This is a genomic window from Butyrivibrio sp. INlla14 (genome assembly GCF_900102515.1).
In the GTDB taxonomy this organism is placed as follows: domain Bacteria; phylum Bacillota; class Clostridia; order Lachnospirales; family Lachnospiraceae; genus Butyrivibrio.
In genome coordinates, this window is the sequence record NZ_FMVS01000020.1 from 1 (window position 1) to 16,437 (window position 16,437).

Consider the following 16,437-nt stretch of genomic DNA (forward strand, 5'->3'; position numbering starts at 1 on the left):
GGAGCTGTCCTTAGTACGAGAGGACCGGGATGGACGGACCGCTGGTGTATCAGCTGCATCGCCAGATGCATAAGGCTGGGTAGCCACGTCCGGAAGGGATAAACGCTGAAGGCATCTAAGCGTGAAGCCCCCCTCAAGATGAGATATCCCTGGCTTGTCCAGTAAGACCCCTTAGAGAGTATGAGGTTAGATAGGCACAAGGTGTAAGCACGGTAACGTGTTCAGCTGATGTGTACTAATAGGTCGAGGGCTTATCCAAGAAGGTTAGGAACGATTGAAAGAAGGATTTAGATTATCAGTGTTCGGTTTTGAAGGTACAAATGGTACCATGCATTTGACTGTGCATGGTTTTTGTGTATAATAGTTAAGGTATGGCCCGGTGGCTCAGCTGGTTAGAGCGCCGCCCTGTCACGGCGGAGGTCAGGGGTTCGAACCCCCTTCGGGTCGCTACTATGAAATCGGTTATTGTGAAGAGAAGTTCCAATGACCGATTTTTTTCGTATAAAGATATATAGATTCCTGAACGCATTTTCATTATTGCGTTCAAAAAGTCATAGAATGATGCGAAAGGCAACAAAAAGGCTCTAGTCGTTGTAAATTAATTAGACGGCAGATTTATACGAAAAAAGAGGAGAAAAAATGAGTGTAAGAGATTATACTGATGGTGGAATTCCAAAAACAATTGAAGAACTCAAGGACTATTGCAATAGGAATGGATTATCAGCTAGCAAAACTAGATTTTTTATAGACTACGACTATAGGGGCGCAAAAGCTTTTGGAATCTATAAGGATGAAGAAACAGGAGAGTTTGTTGTTTATAAGAACAAGGCGGATGGATCCAGAGCTGAACGATATAGAGGAACAGATGAAGAGTTTGCTGTGGTTGAGTTATATGACAGGCTTCAGTCCGAGATAACTAATCAGAAGCTTAGCTACGCAGCAGATATGGCCGAGAGAGAAAGAACAAAATATGAGAGAAATAGTGGGCTTGATGCTATAAAAGGCTTTGATATAAACAAGTATCCTGTAAGAAATGGCCTGGATGATATTTTTGATGACAAATATGAAGAGGATACTTCATATTCATACTCTGGATCGCATTCAGGATCAGGTTCTTTTAGCAATAATCCCATTATCATCATGGGAATAATACTTTTTGTTTGCGTATTTTTATTATTTGGATTATCTCATGGAAAATCCGGCGGATATAGTGGCTATAACAATAATTCTGGATATAATTATAACTACGATAACGATTCTAACTGGAATTCAGACAGCTGGAATAATTCAGATAGTTGGGATAGCTGGGGATCGGATAGTTGGGACTCAGATAGCTGGGATTCAGGCTATACAGATTGGGATTCAGACTGGTGATTCATGGATTTATAAGGAAGATTACTATTATCAGGTAAGGAGACAATTATTTTGACTAGAAGAGAAAAAGCAATGGCAAATTTCATGCAAGGGTATAATTGCTCGCAGGCAATTACACTGGCTTTTGCTGATTTAGTTCCTATGGATGAAAGCACACTTTTGAAGTTGGCATCATCCTTTGGAGGAGGAATGGGGAGACTACGTGAGGTGTGCGGATCTGTCAGCGGAATGTTCATGATAGCAGGCCTTTTATATGGCTATGATGGACCTGAAACGGGAGAGAAAAAGGCTGTTCACTATGCCAGAATTCAGGAACTGGCAAAAAGATTTGAGGAAAAGCATGGAACGATAGTATGTAGAGAAATGCTTGGACTTAGTGTCCAACATGATGCCCCTACTCCAGAGGCTCGTACCAAGGAGTATTACAAGAAACGCCCATGCGCAGAAATTATTGGAGATGCTGCTGAAATTCTAGAGCAGTACATTGCGGAGAATCCGCTGGATTAAGAGATGGGGGAATAAGGGGAGTAATGAAATTACAAGAAGTAAAATGTCCAAACTGTAATGGTTCCGATGTAGAACCTGCAGGAGAGAGACTGATTAGATGCCGCTACTGCAATACAACTTTTACAATTGACTATGATGAAGAAGATGCGGCAATGGATAAGAGCCGAATCGAATTACAGATGCAGAGAGAAAAATTTGAGCATCAGGATAAAATGCAAAAAGAAGCTAAGAAATCCCAGAGAATAAGCATTTTAATTTTTCTTGGTATTCTATTTGCTATAATAGCCGGTTTAATAATGGCGTACACTGTAGTATTACAAGATCAGGAAGAGTCCGCCTCTGTTGTTGAGAGTAAAACAAAAGAAACCATATATGTATCAGATTTTTCAGAAATACCGGATGCTCAATTTGAAGATATGCAAGGACTTGCGCTTCAAGCGGCCAAAAAAGACATTGAAATTGCTGCGATAATTGATGTAACAGCAGAGGAACCAGAATATGTCACTAGCTATCTTCTTACCTCGAAAGAAGGAGATGACAATCGTCTGGTGTTTGTATATAAAGATACCTGGCATAAGAAGTCTGAATCCATCGAGACATATGTCTTTTACTATATCCAAGATCTCCAGCTTATTACAGATGGAACTGTTAAATACAAAACATACGTGCCAAAAGAAAACGATATGTTCATGTGGAATAACACCTTTATTTACGGAGAAGAAAGCTTTGATTTATGTTATACCAAAGCAATCTCTGCAAATGCAGATTTCAATGCGATAGAAAAATAAAAGAAGGGTTTCAAGGCGAATAGGCTTGAAGCCCTTTGCGCTTTATTGATAAAAGTTATCACATCCTCTTGTTGATGCTCGAGTTAGCTGGTGCTAACATAAACTATTAGAAAAGTTGACTAAATCAATGCACAAACGGAGGAGGAGAGCATGAGTCTAAACGAATTAGGGAAAGACAGCCAGGCAATAGTAGAAAAACTGACTGGAGATGAGAGATTTGTAAGCAGGATCACATCCATTGGCTTAACACCAGGGTGCAGTATCAAGGTGTTACGTAATGATAAAAACAGGCCAATGTTGATTTATTCAAGGGACACTATGATTGCCCTTAATAGAAACGAATGCAAAGGCATCGAGGTTACGGAGGTGGCAGGATGAGTTCAACAAGCATAGCTCTTTTGGGCCAGCCAAACTCCGGTAAATCTACGCTATTTAATGCACTAACAGGACTTCACCAGCATGTTGGTAACTGGCCTGGTAAGACAGTTGAGAAAAAAGAAGGAATTTTTACCTATAAGGGAATGGAGTGTGCAATCGCAGATCTTCCAGGTTCCTACAGTCTTACAGCAAACTCAGATGAGGAACTTATCACGAGAGACTATATAGCATCCGGAAAGGCAGATGTAGTCTGCATTTTGGCGGATAGCTCACAGCTTGAAAGATCTCTTTTTATGACGGCAGATTATGCAGGTATCGACGTACCTAGCTTTCTTGTATTGAATATGGCAGATGTGGCTGCGGATCAGGGCAAGACAATAGATGTTAAGGCAATTGAGAAAAAACTTGGTATTCCAGTCCTTCTCTTTTCTGCAACGGGAGGTAAGGAATATGAACCATATTACGAGATTATGGAGAGAGCAGTAAAAGAAAAGACTAGGCTCAACGTTGTAGGGTTAGAGGCGGAATATGAGAAGATAGAAGGCTACAGTCAGTTAAAAGAACTGATTCCTGAGGGAATCTTTAAAGGTTTTACAAGCATGTGGCTGGCTGTTAAGGCTCTTGAAGGGGATAAGCAGGTTCTTTCTATGTTGAAAGGCAAGCTAACGCAGGAAAGTTACAAAAAAGTTGTAAATAACTGCAGTGCAAGTCAGGGTGCAATCGCTACAGGAAGCAGCAAATTTAAGTGGATTGATGAAGTTCTTGATGGATGTGTATCTGCTAAAAAAGAGAGCATTGCTCTTAGCAAGCTTGATAAGATTTATCTTAGCAAAGTATGGGGCAAGCCAGCTGTAATCTTGACAGTATTTTTGGGCCTTTTTGCTTCTTTTATACCTGCCCTGCCATTTATGGGAATTGGACAGGCTATAGGTGCATTAAAGGCGCCAGTGGCCGCTGCTCTTACAGCAGCTGGAGCTCCTGAACTATTGATTCAGATTGTCTGTACTGTAATAATCCAGTCGTTTTGCTATATTGTTCAAATGTTAGGATTTGTTTTTGGTGTAACGCTTGTATTTGGACTTCTTGAGGAAGTTGGAGTAATGGCGCGTATTTCCTATGTTTTTGATAATACTATGGGAAAACTGGGACTTCAGGGCAAATCTGTTATGCCATTTCTTGTCAGCTTTGGATGTACTATGGGCGGAGCAGCTGGCTCAAGAGTTATTGATAACTGGGGACAAAAGGTTCTTACAATTGCCCTTGCATGGGCAGTACCCTGCGGAGCAGCCTGGGCGGTCATTCCTATGCTTTCTACGGTTTTCTTTGGACCTGGAGCTGTTCTTGTAATTGGTGCAATTTTACTTACAATGATTTTACATATGTGGGTTACAGCCAAGATTTTTGGAAGAAAGCTTGTTAAAAAAGCAGACAGATATGGAATGATAATGGAACTCCCACCATATCATAAACCTAGGATTGGAGCCCTCCTTCGCTACGTGCTTGGAAGAACAGGTGATACATTTAAACGAGTAACCAGCGTTGTCCTCCTTGTTTGCGGTGTTTTCTGGCTTCTAAGTTATACCTTTGTTCCAGGCACGCAGCCTATTTTATATCGCATAGGAACGGCAATTGAGCCTGTAACGAAGATATTTGGTCTTCATTGGCAACTGTTCGTAGCCTTTATTGCATCTGCGGTAGGAAAAGAAGGAGCAATAGGAGTTATCAGTGCACTCTATACTGGAGGTAATCTTTCAAATGCTTTTAACGCGGCAATGAGCGGGGCCGGAACAGCTTCAAACCTGAACGAGATCCTTCTTTCAAACGTATCAAAGGCTGAAGCACTAGCCTTTATATTCGCTATGACTTTCAATATGCCTTGTGTCGTTGCTCTTGCGGCAACCTTCCAGGAAACCTATTCTGTTAAGTGGACTGCAAGAATTGCGCTTTATTACACCTTTACGGCTCTTTTGCTGGCAGCTGTAGCATATCATGTAGGTTTGCTGATCTTCTAAGGAGCAAGGTATGAAGGAATTGATGGACTTATTAAGAGACGGCCACGCCAGGACAGAGAAACTTTTGGCAATTGAACTTCATACTTCCGTAGAGGATGTAAGAAGACAGATAGAATATTTAGAACACATTGGCATGATCCGTAGGGTGGATCTTTCCTCATGTGGTGCTGGATGTTCAGACAACGGTAAATGTGGTAGTAATTGCACAAAGTGTGCGCCCAAAGAAGGATTCCAGAATATGGGGGTAATGTACGAGGTTGTATCTGCAAGTAACTGATTGATAGTTCAAAAAAATACCCTTGAAAATGAAGTTAGCCAGTGCTAACATACCTATTAAGGTGTGATTTAACAATTTGTGTTCAAACATATAATGTGTCTATAACACCCGCCGAAAGGCGGGTGCTTGTTTAGGATCAAGTTAGGCACAGCTAACAGCTAACCCTTGAACACATAACACATAGAATATGTGAGGAGAGATATTATGAAGGAATCATTTTTGGAAATCAGCGAAGTTAAAAAGAGCTTCGGAGAAGGGCAGGCAAGGCAGGAAGTTTTAAGAGGCATGAACTTTACTGTTGGGAAAGGAGAGTTTTGTGTTTTATTGGGACCATCGGGTTCTGGAAAGTCTACGCTTCTTAATATTATTGGAGGTATCGATACTCCGGATTCAGGGTATGTGAGCATAAATGGCGATAAACTGGAAGAAATGAAGGAAAAAGAGCTGACTATGTATAGGCGAAAGCACCTGGGCTACGTGTTTCAGATGTATAACCTTATTCCTAACCTCAATGTAAAAGAGAATATTGAAGTTGGAGCATATCTTTCAGATAATCCGCTTGATGTAGAGGAAGTGCTGACTACACTTGGACTTCAGGATCATAAGTACAAATATCCCAATCAGCTTTCAGGAGGGCAACAGCAGAGAGTTTCTATAGGAAGAGCAGTTGTTAAGAATCCTGATATTCTTTTGTGCGACGAACCAACAGGCGCGCTGGACTATAAGACGTCTAAGGAAATCCTTGGCCTTATTGAGGAATGCAATAGCAAGTTCGGCAGCACAGTCATAATGGTAACCCACAATGAGGCAATTAAATATATGGCCGATCATGTGATCAAGTTAAGAGATGGCGTTGTACGTCACAATGACATCAACAGCGAGAAAATCACAGCAGCTGAGCTTGAATGGTAAGGGGGAAAAGACATGAGAAATCCGCTTATCAGAAGAATCCCCAGGGAGCTTAAGGGGGACTTTCACAAATATATCGTGATCATAATTTTCATGGTACTTATGATCGGTGTTATTTCCGGAATGTATGTTGGCCATGATAGTATGCTGGCAGCTGTTAATGAGGGAAGAGAGAAGCTAAACCTTGAAGATGGCTCTTTTGAACTGTCGAAAAGGGCCTCTCAGAGTTTCATAGAAGATATCAGCACTGGTAAAAGAGCTGATGTACGCAAGTATTTTATAGACAAGGGCATCAAGGAAGCTGACAAGGAAGTTGAAAAAGCTCTTGAAGAGGAGCTGAATAAACAGGTCACACAAGCAATCGAAGAAAGAGTCAGAGAAATGTGCAAAGCATATGGCATTACTGACGAAGAGATGATAAAAAAGCAGATTGATAGTGCCATGGAGGAATCATATGAGGAGGCACTTTCAGAAGCAAAGGAATCAAAAGAGTATAAAAAAGCAGCAGACGATGCATACAAAAAGGCTCACGAAGAAGTAGAGAAAAAGGTTGATGAAGAGTGGGATAAGATTTCAGATAGATATGAACTTGAAGAAGAATACAATCCAAGTCCGGTAACTATTTACGAGAATTTCTACAGGGATGCACCTGAGGATAATGATGGAGATGGTGATGATGATGCTACAGTAAGGCTGTTTAAAAGCGATTCGGTTATCAACAAAGCTTCTTTTATAAAAGGCAGGGAACCCCAGACTGATTCAGAGATAGCTATAGATAGAATGCATGCAGATAACGTTGGGGTAGAACTTGGAGATAGCATTATAGTAGAGGGCAAAAAGTTTGAAGTAGTAGGTCTTTTGTCTTATGTAGATTATCTCACTCTGCATGAATCCAACACGGATTTTATGTTTGATGCCTTTGGATTTGATGTGGCAATGGTCACACCTGATGCCTTTAACAAGCTTAAGTCAAGAGTACATTTTAATTATGCGTACAAATATGATGATAGACCAGAGGACAAGATACAAAAGGCAGATTATGCAGAAAGCTTTTTAAAAGCGCTTATAACACAGACACTGGTTTATGACATTGAAATTGAGAACTATTTGCCAGAATATCTAAGGCAGGCCAGTAACTTTGCTCCTTCCGATATCGATGGTGATTCAGCGGCAACGAGCATACTGTGCTACATACTGATAGCCGTTATTGCATTTATATTTGCAATCATTATTGGAAATACAATAGACAAAGAGGCTGAAGTTATCGGAACTTTAAGGGCTTCTGGATACAGTAAAAAGGAACTAATAGTCCACTATATGACTATGCCTATTATAGTAACGCTGATAGGAGCAGTCATTGGAAATGTTCTGGGCTACACTGCCTTCAGAAATGTGGCCGTTAATCTTTATTACAACAGTTATAGCCTTCCACCATGTCACCTGGTATGGAGTAATACTGCTTTAATTAAGACCACAATCATACCGCTTTTACTAATGTTTTTCATAAATCTGATTGTGATTGTCAGAAGAATGCAGCTTAGCCCACTTCGCTTTTTACGCCACGACCTTACAAAAACCAGGAGAACAAAAGCCAGAAGGCTTCCACGCTGGTCATTTATCAGGAGGTTCAGGCTTAGAATTTTATTCCAGAATATGCCTAATTATCTGGTACTCATAGTGGGAGTTGTGTTCATAGAACTGATGTTGTGCTTTGCATTTGGCCTTCCGGATTCTCTTTCACACTATGCAGATGAGGCTCCGGACATGATATTTGCAGAGTATCAGTATATGCTCATGGATTACAGAGATGAGGATGACAATATTATCGAGACAAAAGAGCCATCGGCAGAAGCCTTCAGTGCCAAGACACTTCTATTTCCCAGGGGCGCCAATGTTCTTTTTGAAGGAAGAGGAAGCGGCGGTGATGAGAAAGTCACAGTGTATGGTATTTCTGAAAAAAGTGCATATATAAAGCTTGAAAGTAATCTGACCCCTGGCCAGGGATATATTTCCAGTGCTTTTAGTGAAAAGTTTGGTTTAAAGAAAGGCGACCTGATTACTCTAAGCGAAGAATACGAGAATAAATCTTATGAATTTACCGTGTCTGGAATAGTTGATTATGACGGTGGAATAGCTCTTTTTATGGATAAAAAGAGCTTTGATACAGTCTTTGACAAAGAAAAGGAGGAGTTCACAGGATTCTTTTCCCACAACGAAATAACAGATATTGATGAGCAGAGTATTGCGACAGTCATAACTGCAGAGGATATTACAAAGGTGACAGTTCAGTTAAATCATTCTATGGGCGGCTTTATGAATGTATTCAAATATGCCCTTGTGGTTCTGGCTGCAGCACTTATTTACCTTCTGGCCAAGATAATCATTGAGAGAAACGAGCATTCAATTTCCATGGTCAAGATCCTTGGCTTTAAAAATACGGAAATTGGCTCGCTATACATAATCCCAACAGCCATCATGGTAACGCTGTTTTCAATAATTGGTTTTGCCGCTGGATATTATCTAATGATATGGATTTTCCATGTATTTATGCTGCAGATGGATGGGTATTTTGTTTACTACATGAAACCGGCTTCCATGATTTTGTCAGTAATATATCTGCTAATTGGTTATGGTTTGGTATCTATTGTGGACTACATAAGGATAAAGAGAATTCCTATGGATGTTGCACTTAAAAATGTAGATTAAATTTACTTCAGAAAGGAGTCAGGGGGAATGAAAAGTAAGAAAAAAAGTGATTTGGCTGTACTTTTAGAGTACGCAGGGAGTTTTAAAAAACTAACGTTTTTGGGACTTTTTTTGTCCGCGGTAGCAATGGTTTTGGGAATGCTGCCCTATATTTGCGTATGGCTTGTTGCGAGGGATTTGATAGAGGTAGCGCCAAACTGGACTGAGGCGACAAATATCGGAAAATACGGATGGCAGGCATTAGCATTTTCTATAGCTGGTATAGTTGTATATTTTGCAGCTCTAATGTGCACACATCTGGCGGCTTTTAGAACTGCATCAAATATCAGAAAACAGGGGATGGCTCATCTTATGAAAGCTCCGCTTGGATTCTTTGATTCCAATGCGTCAGGTCTTCTTAGAAATCGTCTTGATGGGGCTGCATCAGAAACAGAGACGCTTCTTGCTCATAATCTGGCAGATATTGTTGGAAGCATTACTATGTTTATCGGAATGATAGTTTTGATGATCGTCTTTGATTGGAGAATGGGGCTTGCCTGCCTAATGGCTGCAGTAATCTCAATCATTGCGATGTGCACAATGATGGGTGGAGAAAATGCAAATCTGATGCGCGATTATCAAGCTGCTCAGGATCATATGAGTAAGGCTGGAACAGAGTACGTTCGTGGAATTCCAGTTGTAAAGGTATTTCAGCAGACTGTGTATTCGTTCAAGGCATTTAAGGAAGCCATTGAGACATATAGCGATAAAGCAGAACAGTATGCTGTAAAGGTCTGCCAGGTTCCTCAAGCGGTCAACCTGACATTTACAGAGGGAGCCTTTATTTTTCTGGTACCAGTTGCAGTCTTTATCGCGCCTGGAGCACTTAGATCAGGAAATTTTGCCGGCTTTGTCACAAACTTTGCTTTTTATGCAGTATTTTCTGCTATTGTATCAACTGCGCTTGCGAGAATAATGTTTGCGGCAAGCGGAATGATGCTTGCAAGTACGGCTTTGGGAAGAATATCTCAGGTAATGGAAGCACCGACACTAAAGATAACAGATAGTCCAAAAGAACCTAAGGATAACAGCATTGAATTTAAGGATGTTTCTTTTACCTATGATGGAGCTGATATTCCTGCTATCGACCATGTTTCATTTAGAGTAGATCCCGGGCAGACAGTGGCACTTGTTGGGCCCTCAGGAGGAGGTAAGACAACAGCAGCCAGCCTGATACCACGTTTCTGGGATGTTACAGAAGGCGCAGTCCTTGTTGGAGGCGTCGATGTGCGTGACATGGATCCTCACGTTCTAATGGATAAAATAGCATTTGTTTTCCAAAATAATCATCTGTTTAAGGCAAGCATTTTCGAGAATGTAAGGGCAGCAAGGCCAGATGCTACAAGGGATGAAGTTAAAAGAGCCTTATCTGCAGCCCAGTGTGATGACATCCTTGATAAGCTCCCACAGGGCATGGATACAGTAATCGGAACAGAAGGAACCTATTTATCAGGCGGAGAACAACAGCGAGTAGCCCTTGCAAGAGCAATTTTGAAAGACGCTCCAATTGTGGTTCTTGATGAAGCAACCGCTTTTGCAGATCCGGAAAATGAAGTCCTGATCCAAAAAGCATTTGCCAAGCTTACAAAGGGCCGCACGGTTATCATGATTGCCCACCGACTGTCTACTGTGGTTGGCGCGGATAAGATAATAGTACTCGATAACGGAAGGGCCATAGAAGAAGGTACACATAATGACCTAAAGCAAAAGAGTGGAATGTATTCCAATATGTGGAAGGATTACAATAAGGCGGCTACATGGCGCATTTCAGCGGGGGAGGCGATGTAAATGTTTGGAAAAGATTTTCAGAGAAAATATGCACTCACTGATAAAGGGGTTAAAAACGCTAAAACAGCGACATTTTGGACTGTTGTAGTTAATCTTATAGTAATGGGCGGAATGGGCATTTTATATATGCTCATGAAAAGCTATATGGATACTTTGACAAATGGTGCAGCCCTTCCTGGAGCAGGAGTATTCCTTCTTCTTGTGCTGGCATTTGTAGTACTTTCACTAATAACCCATCTTCAGCAGTATAGAGCAACCTATGGCCTTGTGTACGGAGAGGTAAGAGATGTCAGGATTTCACTGGCAGAGCACATGAGAAAGCTCCCGCTTGGATATTTTGGAAAAAGAGATCTGGCAGATCTTACAGAAACTATCTTGGGTGATGTAAATCGCCTTGAGCACGTTTGGTCTCATTGTCTTGGATATTTGTACGGATCCTATATATCGACAGCGATTGTGGCTGTCATGATCTTTATCTATGACTGGAGGCTTGCAGTTGCTTGTTTATGGGGAGTTCCTATGGCATTTATTCTTTTGTTTGGAAGCAGAAAAATTAATAAGCGACAGTCAGAGATTACCAAAGAAGCAGGAATACAGGTATCTGACGGTATTCAGGAGACCCTTGAAAACATCAGGGAGATTAGAGCTACCAATCAGGAAAAGAGATTTCTTGATTCCCTTGATTCTAAAATTGACCATCATGAAAAAACAATGCTGTCCGGTGAATTAGCCTGCGGAATTTTTGTTAATGCAGCCAGCGTTATAATGCGACTTGGCGTAGCAACAACAATCCTCACAGGAACAAAGCTGATTTTGTCAGGACAAGTAGAGTTTATGGTGTTGTTCGTGTTTTTATTGGCGATTACAAGAATATATGCGCCATTTGATCAGGCATTATGCCTTATTGCAGAAATGTTTATGTCACAGATATCAGCTGCCAGACTTATGGAGATCTACGATGCCAAGACAGCAGACGGCGCAGAAGAATTTAAGCCAAATGGACATGATATTGTCTTTGAAAATGTTGAGTTTGCTTATGATGATTCTCATGAGGCTGGAAGAGAGACTAAATCCGGTCGTGCTGATAATGTACTTAGAAAGGTTAGTTTTACAGCAAGAGAAGGCGAAGTTACAGCCCTTGTAGGTCCTTCTGGCTCAGGAAAGAGCACTTGCGCACGCCTAGCAGCAAGATTATGGGACAATTCAAAAGGTACGATCAAGGTTGGAGGCGTGGATATAAGCTCTGTCGATCCGGAGGTTCTTCTGGGAGATTATTCCATGGTATTTCAGGATGTAGTGCTTTTTGATGATACAGTTATGGAGAATATCAGGCTTGGCAAGCATGGTGCTACAGATGAGGAAGTGCTTGCTGCAGCAAAAGTAGCAAACTGCGACGAGTTCGTTGAGAAACTGCCAAATGGATATGATACTCCAATTGGAGAAAATGGAGCTAAGCTTTCAGGTGGAGAAAGGCAGAGAATATCTATAGCAAGAGCCCTTCTAAAAAATGCGCCGATAGTTCTCTTAGATGAAGCGACAGCTTCTTTGGATGTTGAAAATGAGACCAAGGTTCAGGGAGCATTATCCCGCCTTCTTACTGGTAAGACAGTCCTAGTTATTGCGCATCGTATGCGAACTGTTGAGGCAGCGGATAAAATTATTGTTCTTGCAGATGGAAAGGTTGCAGAAGAGGGCAATCCATCTGAGCTTCTAAAGAAGAATGATGGAATCTTCAGACGTATGGCGGAGCTTCAGAGTGATAGCGAGAATTGGAGTATCGCGTGACAAATATCCGTCAAATAATATCAATTTCCATGTTCTTTAAACAAAAGAGCCACATTAATGAGCTATAGTGTGGCTCTTTATATGCTCTGCATATTAAGAGTACTATTTCTTGACAATGCATGACACCGCATATACAATTGGTTTGATTCTCACATTTGTAAGGAGGAGCGGTTTGAAGACTCAGACAGTGATGAACAGAATACTTACTGGCATCATGGCAATCATGGTGTTACTTGTTGTGCTGTTTTCTGCCTTTTTCATTGTTTCACATGCAGATCATGACTGCTCTGGAGAGGACTGTCCTGTGTGCGCATGCATTCAGCAGTGTGAGAACATACTTCATGGCACAGATGGCAATTTGGTGTTTGCAAATGCCGGTTTTCTGCCAGTTGTTCTAGTTATAGGTTCTATACTCATTTCTTATTGTGTCGTTATTTCTGGCACACCAGTTTCAGCTAAGGTTAGAATGAATAATTAAATAATTCTCTGATGTTACTGTAGGTCTGCCTTGATGGCATTGACCTCTTTTTGTTTCACAAGACCGGCAAGCGAAGGGATGCTTGCATACAAATTCTGGAGGAATATTTAATTATGAAAAAATACATATCAATTTTACTGGCTGCCATTTTAATGGTCAGCTGTCTTTCTGCATGCGGTTCAAATGGGGGAACAACAGCGTCAGCTGGAAATAAGCTTGAGATTGTAACTACAATTTTCCCTGAGTATGACTGGGTTCTTAATATTCTTGGTGATAACGCTTCCAACGCAGAGGTTACTATGCTTCTTGATAATGGAGTTGATCTTCACAGCTACCAGCCTACAGCAGAAGACATCACAAAAATTTCAAAATGTGATCTGTTCATCTATGTGGGAGGTGAATCAGATGAGTGGGTTGAGGATGCCCTTAAGGAAGCCACTAACAAGGACATGGTTGTTATCAATCTCCTGGATGTTCTGGGCGAGAGTGTCAAGGAAGAGGAAGTAGTTGAAGGCATGCAGGAAGATGAGCATGAACACGAACATGAGGATGGAGAGGATCATGAAGATGCCGATGAACATGAGGAAGAGGGCCATGATCACGAGGAAGGCGAAGTAGAATATGACGAGCATGTTTGGCTCTCTCTTAGAAATGCGATGGCACTAGTTGAGAATATTTCAAACGCACTTCAGACCATTGATAAAGATAATGCACAGGCTTATGAAGCAAATGCACAGGCTTATATCACAAAGTTAAATGAGCTTGATAAGAAGTATCAGGAGGCAGTTTCTGCCGGATCCAAGTCAACACTTCTTTTTGGAGACAGATTCCCATTCAGATATCTTGTAGATGATTATGGGCTTGATTACTACGCCGCTTTTGTAGGCTGCTCAGCAGAGACGGAGGCCAGTTTTGAGACAATTGCATTTCTGTCAGGCAAGGTCGATGAACTTTCTCTTAACGCAGTTATGACTATTGAAGGTCCTGATCATAAAATAGCGAAGACTATAGTGGAGAATACAGAGAATAAGAACCAGAAGATACTTACAATGGACTCTATGCAGTCTACAACCTCCAAGGATGTAGAAGGCGGGGCAAGTTACCTGGGAATCATGGAAGAAAATCTGACTGTTCTTTCAGAAGCATTAAACTGATCAGGAGGAAAAGAAATGGCTTTGATCACAGCATCAGATGTATCCCTAGGGTATGATAATCATCTGATAGTAAAGAAACTAAATTTTAGCATAAATGCTGGGGATTATCTGTACATTGTGGGGGAAAACGGATCTGGAAAATCTACACTTATGAAGACGCTTCTGGGACTTTTGCCTCCTATAAGTGGCAGCATTTCTTTTGGTGATGGGATCAAAGCTGGAGATATTGGCTATCTTCCACAGCAGACTATTATTCAAAAAGATTTTCCTGCATCCGTCAGAGAGATAGTCATCTCCGGATGCCAGGGGCGATGCGGGCTGAGACCTTTTTACAACAGGGAGGAAAAGAAGCTTGCAGATGATAATATGAAACGCATGGATATAGTGGACTTAAAGAACCGCCCCTACAGAGAATTATCTGGAGGTCAGCAGCAGCGAGTTCTTCTGGCCAGGGCGCTTTGCGCAACACAAAAGCTTCTTTTACTGGATGAACCTGTTGCCGGGCTTGATCCAAACGTATCAGCTCAGATGTATGAGCTTATAGAGAAGCTAAATCAAGAGGGAATCACAGTAATAATGATTTCTCATGATATTTCAGCTGCCATAAGATATGCCAGCCATATTCTTCATATCGGGGAAAAGATATATTTTGGCACCAGAGGAGACTACCTTGAAAGTGAGGCAGGAAGGGATTTTCTTCTGCGGAATAAAAGTGAGGGAGACAAAAACTATGCTTGATAAGATAATTATGTATCTGCAGTATCCATTCGTCAGATATGCACTTATTGTGGGAGTGCTGATTGCTCTTTGCTCTTCACTTTTGGGGGTCACTCTGGTTTTAAAAAGATTCTCTTTTATAGGAGATGGATTGTCCCATGTGGCCTTTGGAGCCATGGCGATAGCAACTGTGGCAGGTCTGACTAATAAGATGGTCATAATTTTGCCTGTGACAGTGATAAGTGCAGTACTACTTCTTAGAACCGGGCAGAACACCAGGATAAAAGGGGATGCAGCAATAGCTATGATATCTGTTGGGGCCCTTGCCTTTGGGTATCTTCTTATGAATATCTTTTCCACATCTTCAAATCTTTCTGGGGATGTGTGTAGTACCTTGTTTGGATCGACATCGATCCTGACACTTACAAGGGAAGAGGTATGGCTTTGTGCGGTTCTCTCTGCAGTGGTCGTTGTTATTTTTGTGCTGTTTTATAACAAAATTTTTGCAGTGACTTTTGATGAGGATTTTTCAAGGGCTGTTGGAACAAAGGCAGAGTCCTATAATCTCCTTATTGCGATTGTGATAGCTGTGATAATTGTTCTGGCGATGAACCTGGTTGGATCCTTACTAATATCTGCCTTGGTAATATTCCCTGCCTTATCTGCAATGCGTATTTTCAATAACTTCAAGATGGTTACTGTATGGTCAGCCATTTTGTCGGTGGTCTGCGCATTTGTTGGTATGATGATAGCCATTCTGGCAGGAACTCCTGTGGGATCTACTATTGTAGCGGCCGATGTTGTAGCATTTTTCGCCTGCTTTTTGGCGGGATCGATTGTAAGAGGTGCAAGAGTATGAGGAAAAGAATAATCTGGTTACAGTTTATTGTGCTTCTAGCGTTTGCTACAAGCGGCTGTGGCGATAGTTCAGAGATTAGTGAAGGAAGTGCCTTAAGCACAGAGATATTTGAGCCAGTAGACCAGTCGTCCTTTGAAGGAATGGAAGTACAACCGGTAGAAGATGCATCCAAGGATTCTGGTGTGGACGTTGATCTAACAGCCTTATCGAGCACTATGGTTTATGCAGAAGTCTATAATATGATGGTTTCACCTGATAACTATAAGGGTAAGACTGTAAAGATGGCTGGTCAGTTTGTGCCTTATTATGATGAGAGCACCGGAAACTATTACTTTGCCTGCTTCATTTCCGATGCCACGGCCTGCTGCTCCCAGGGTATAGAGTTTATTCTTGCAGGAGACTATTCCTACCCGGACGATTATCCAAGTGAAGGTGAGACTATCTGCGTGATTGGAACTTTTGATACCTATATGGAAGGGGATAGTATGTACTGTACCCTCAGAGATGCGAGTTTTGCATAACATTCGGAAACTAACGGTTAAACGAATGCTCTGCGATGGTGTTAATGAAGTATAATTGAAAAAAATTATCAAATAGTATTATTGTAAAGGGGCAAATGTTAGCATATACTAACGTTTGGCCCTTTTTCTATGGGCACTTTTATTA

At 41.3% G+C, this 16,437-nt stretch carries 15 protein-coding genes, 1 tRNA gene and 1 rRNA gene; all 17 read left to right on the plus strand.

All coding sequences use genetic code 11. From position 1 onward, the window contains the following. A 23S ribosomal RNA gene (locus BLO53_RS12955) occupies positions 1-259 on the plus strand; the annotation flags it as partial. Positions 260-373: 114 nt separating this feature from the next. Further along, positions 374-447: transfer RNA gene (locus BLO53_RS12960), tRNA-Asp, on the plus strand. 192 nt (positions 448-639) lie between these two features. Beyond that, the gene (locus tag BLO53_RS12965) at positions 640-1,374 is read left to right on the plus strand and encodes a hypothetical protein (RefSeq protein WP_092062397.1); all 735 of its coding nucleotides are present in this window, start codon (positions 640-642) and stop codon (positions 1,372-1,374) included. 51 nt (positions 1,375-1,425) lie between these two features. Next, positions 1,426-1,881 (plus strand): C-GCAxxG-C-C family protein, encoded by a 456-nt coding sequence (locus tag BLO53_RS12970; protein ID WP_330388913.1) that lies wholly within the window; start codon positions 1,426-1,428, stop codon positions 1,879-1,881. 23 nt (positions 1,882-1,904) lie between these two features. Next, positions 1,905-2,669, plus strand: a complete 765-nt coding sequence (locus tag BLO53_RS12975; protein WP_092062400.1) for a hypothetical protein — start codon at positions 1,905-1,907, stop codon at positions 2,667-2,669. A gap of 150 nt (positions 2,670-2,819) precedes the next feature. After that, entirely contained in the window at positions 2,820-3,047 is a 228-nt protein-coding gene (locus tag BLO53_RS12980; RefSeq protein ID WP_092062403.1) for a FeoA family protein, read from the plus strand. After that, positions 3,044-5,059, plus strand: a complete 2,016-nt coding sequence (gene feoB / locus BLO53_RS12985; protein WP_092062406.1) for a ferrous iron transport protein B — start codon at positions 3,044-3,046, stop codon at positions 5,057-5,059. Before BLO53_RS12980 ends, feoB begins: the two co-directional genes overlap by 4 nt. Positions 5,060-5,069: 10 nt before the next feature. Beyond that, positions 5,070-5,336, plus strand: coding sequence for a hypothetical protein (locus BLO53_RS12990; protein WP_092062409.1), 267 nt, complete (start codon positions 5,070-5,072; stop codon positions 5,334-5,336). A 204-nt stretch (positions 5,337-5,540) separates the two neighbouring features. Then, positions 5,541-6,248 carry an ABC transporter ATP-binding protein gene (locus BLO53_RS12995; RefSeq protein ID WP_092062412.1) on the plus strand — a complete coding sequence of 236 codons (708 nt, stop codon included), beginning with the start codon at positions 5,541-5,543 and terminating at the stop codon, positions 6,246-6,248. 12 nt (positions 6,249-6,260) lie between these two features. Further along, the gene (locus BLO53_RS13000; RefSeq protein WP_092062416.1) at positions 6,261-8,951 is read left to right on the plus strand and encodes an FtsX-like permease family protein; all 2,691 of its coding nucleotides are present in this window, start codon (positions 6,261-6,263) and stop codon (positions 8,949-8,951) included. A gap of 27 nt (positions 8,952-8,978) precedes the next feature. Then, positions 8,979-10,778, plus strand: a complete 1,800-nt coding sequence (locus BLO53_RS13005; protein WP_092062419.1) for an ABC transporter ATP-binding protein — start codon at positions 8,979-8,981, stop codon at positions 10,776-10,778. Then, positions 10,779-12,563 (plus strand): ABC transporter ATP-binding protein, encoded by a 1,785-nt coding sequence (locus tag BLO53_RS13010; RefSeq protein WP_092062422.1) that lies wholly within the window; start codon positions 10,779-10,781, stop codon positions 12,561-12,563. Positions 12,564-12,735: 172 nt separating this feature from the next. Beyond that, on the plus strand, positions 12,736-13,041 hold the full coding sequence (locus tag BLO53_RS19275; RefSeq protein WP_176757280.1) for a hypothetical protein: 306 nt from the start codon (positions 12,736-12,738) through the stop codon (positions 13,039-13,041). A gap of 113 nt (positions 13,042-13,154) precedes the next feature. Then, the gene (locus BLO53_RS13020; RefSeq protein WP_092062425.1) at positions 13,155-14,195 is read left to right on the plus strand and encodes a metal ABC transporter substrate-binding protein; all 1,041 of its coding nucleotides are present in this window, start codon (positions 13,155-13,157) and stop codon (positions 14,193-14,195) included. A gap of 15 nt (positions 14,196-14,210) precedes the next feature. Next, positions 14,211-14,933 carry a metal ABC transporter ATP-binding protein gene (locus tag BLO53_RS13025; protein WP_092062428.1) on the plus strand — a complete coding sequence of 241 codons (723 nt, stop codon included), beginning with the start codon at positions 14,211-14,213 and terminating at the stop codon, positions 14,931-14,933. Then, a complete protein-coding gene (locus BLO53_RS13030) occupies positions 14,926-15,771 on the plus strand; it encodes a metal ABC transporter permease (protein ID WP_092062431.1) in 846 nt (281 codons plus the stop codon). The genes BLO53_RS13025 and BLO53_RS13030 overlap by 8 nt, the downstream gene beginning before the upstream one ends. After that, positions 15,768-16,292, plus strand: a complete 525-nt coding sequence (locus tag BLO53_RS13035; protein ID WP_092062434.1) for a hypothetical protein — start codon at positions 15,768-15,770, stop codon at positions 16,290-16,292. Before BLO53_RS13030 ends, BLO53_RS13035 begins: the two co-directional genes overlap by 4 nt. Positions 16,293-16,437 lie beyond the last annotated feature (145 nt).

Coding starts and splice junctions, on each gene's coding strand:
- BLO53_RS12965 (WP_092062397.1), top strand. CDS start 640: ATGAGTGTAAGAGATTATACTGATGGTGGAATTCCAAAAACAATTGAA.
- BLO53_RS13020 (WP_092062425.1), top strand. CDS start 13,155: ATGAAAAAATACATATCAATTTTACTGGCTGCCATTTTAATGGTCAGC.
- BLO53_RS13035 (WP_092062434.1), top strand. CDS start 15,768: ATGAGGAAAAGAATAATCTGGTTACAGTTTATTGTGCTTCTAGCGTTT.
- BLO53_RS12995 (WP_092062412.1), top strand. CDS start 5,541: ATGAAGGAATCATTTTTGGAAATCAGCGAAGTTAAAAAGAGCTTCGGA.
- BLO53_RS13000 (WP_092062416.1), top strand. CDS start 6,261: ATGAGAAATCCGCTTATCAGAAGAATCCCCAGGGAGCTTAAGGGGGAC.
- BLO53_RS13010 (WP_092062422.1), top strand. CDS start 10,779: ATGTTTGGAAAAGATTTTCAGAGAAAATATGCACTCACTGATAAAGGG.
- feoB (WP_092062406.1), top strand. CDS start 3,044: ATGAGTTCAACAAGCATAGCTCTTTTGGGCCAGCCAAACTCCGGTAAA.
- BLO53_RS12980 (WP_092062403.1), top strand. CDS start 2,820: ATGAGTCTAAACGAATTAGGGAAAGACAGCCAGGCAATAGTAGAAAAA.
- BLO53_RS12990 (WP_092062409.1), top strand. CDS start 5,070: ATGAAGGAATTGATGGACTTATTAAGAGACGGCCACGCCAGGACAGAG.
- BLO53_RS13030 (WP_092062431.1), top strand. CDS start 14,926: ATGCTTGATAAGATAATTATGTATCTGCAGTATCCATTCGTCAGATAT.
- BLO53_RS13005 (WP_092062419.1), top strand. CDS start 8,979: ATGAAAAGTAAGAAAAAAAGTGATTTGGCTGTACTTTTAGAGTACGCA.
- BLO53_RS13025 (WP_092062428.1), top strand. CDS start 14,211: ATGGCTTTGATCACAGCATCAGATGTATCCCTAGGGTATGATAATCAT.
- BLO53_RS12975 (WP_092062400.1), top strand. CDS start 1,905: ATGAAATTACAAGAAGTAAAATGTCCAAACTGTAATGGTTCCGATGTA.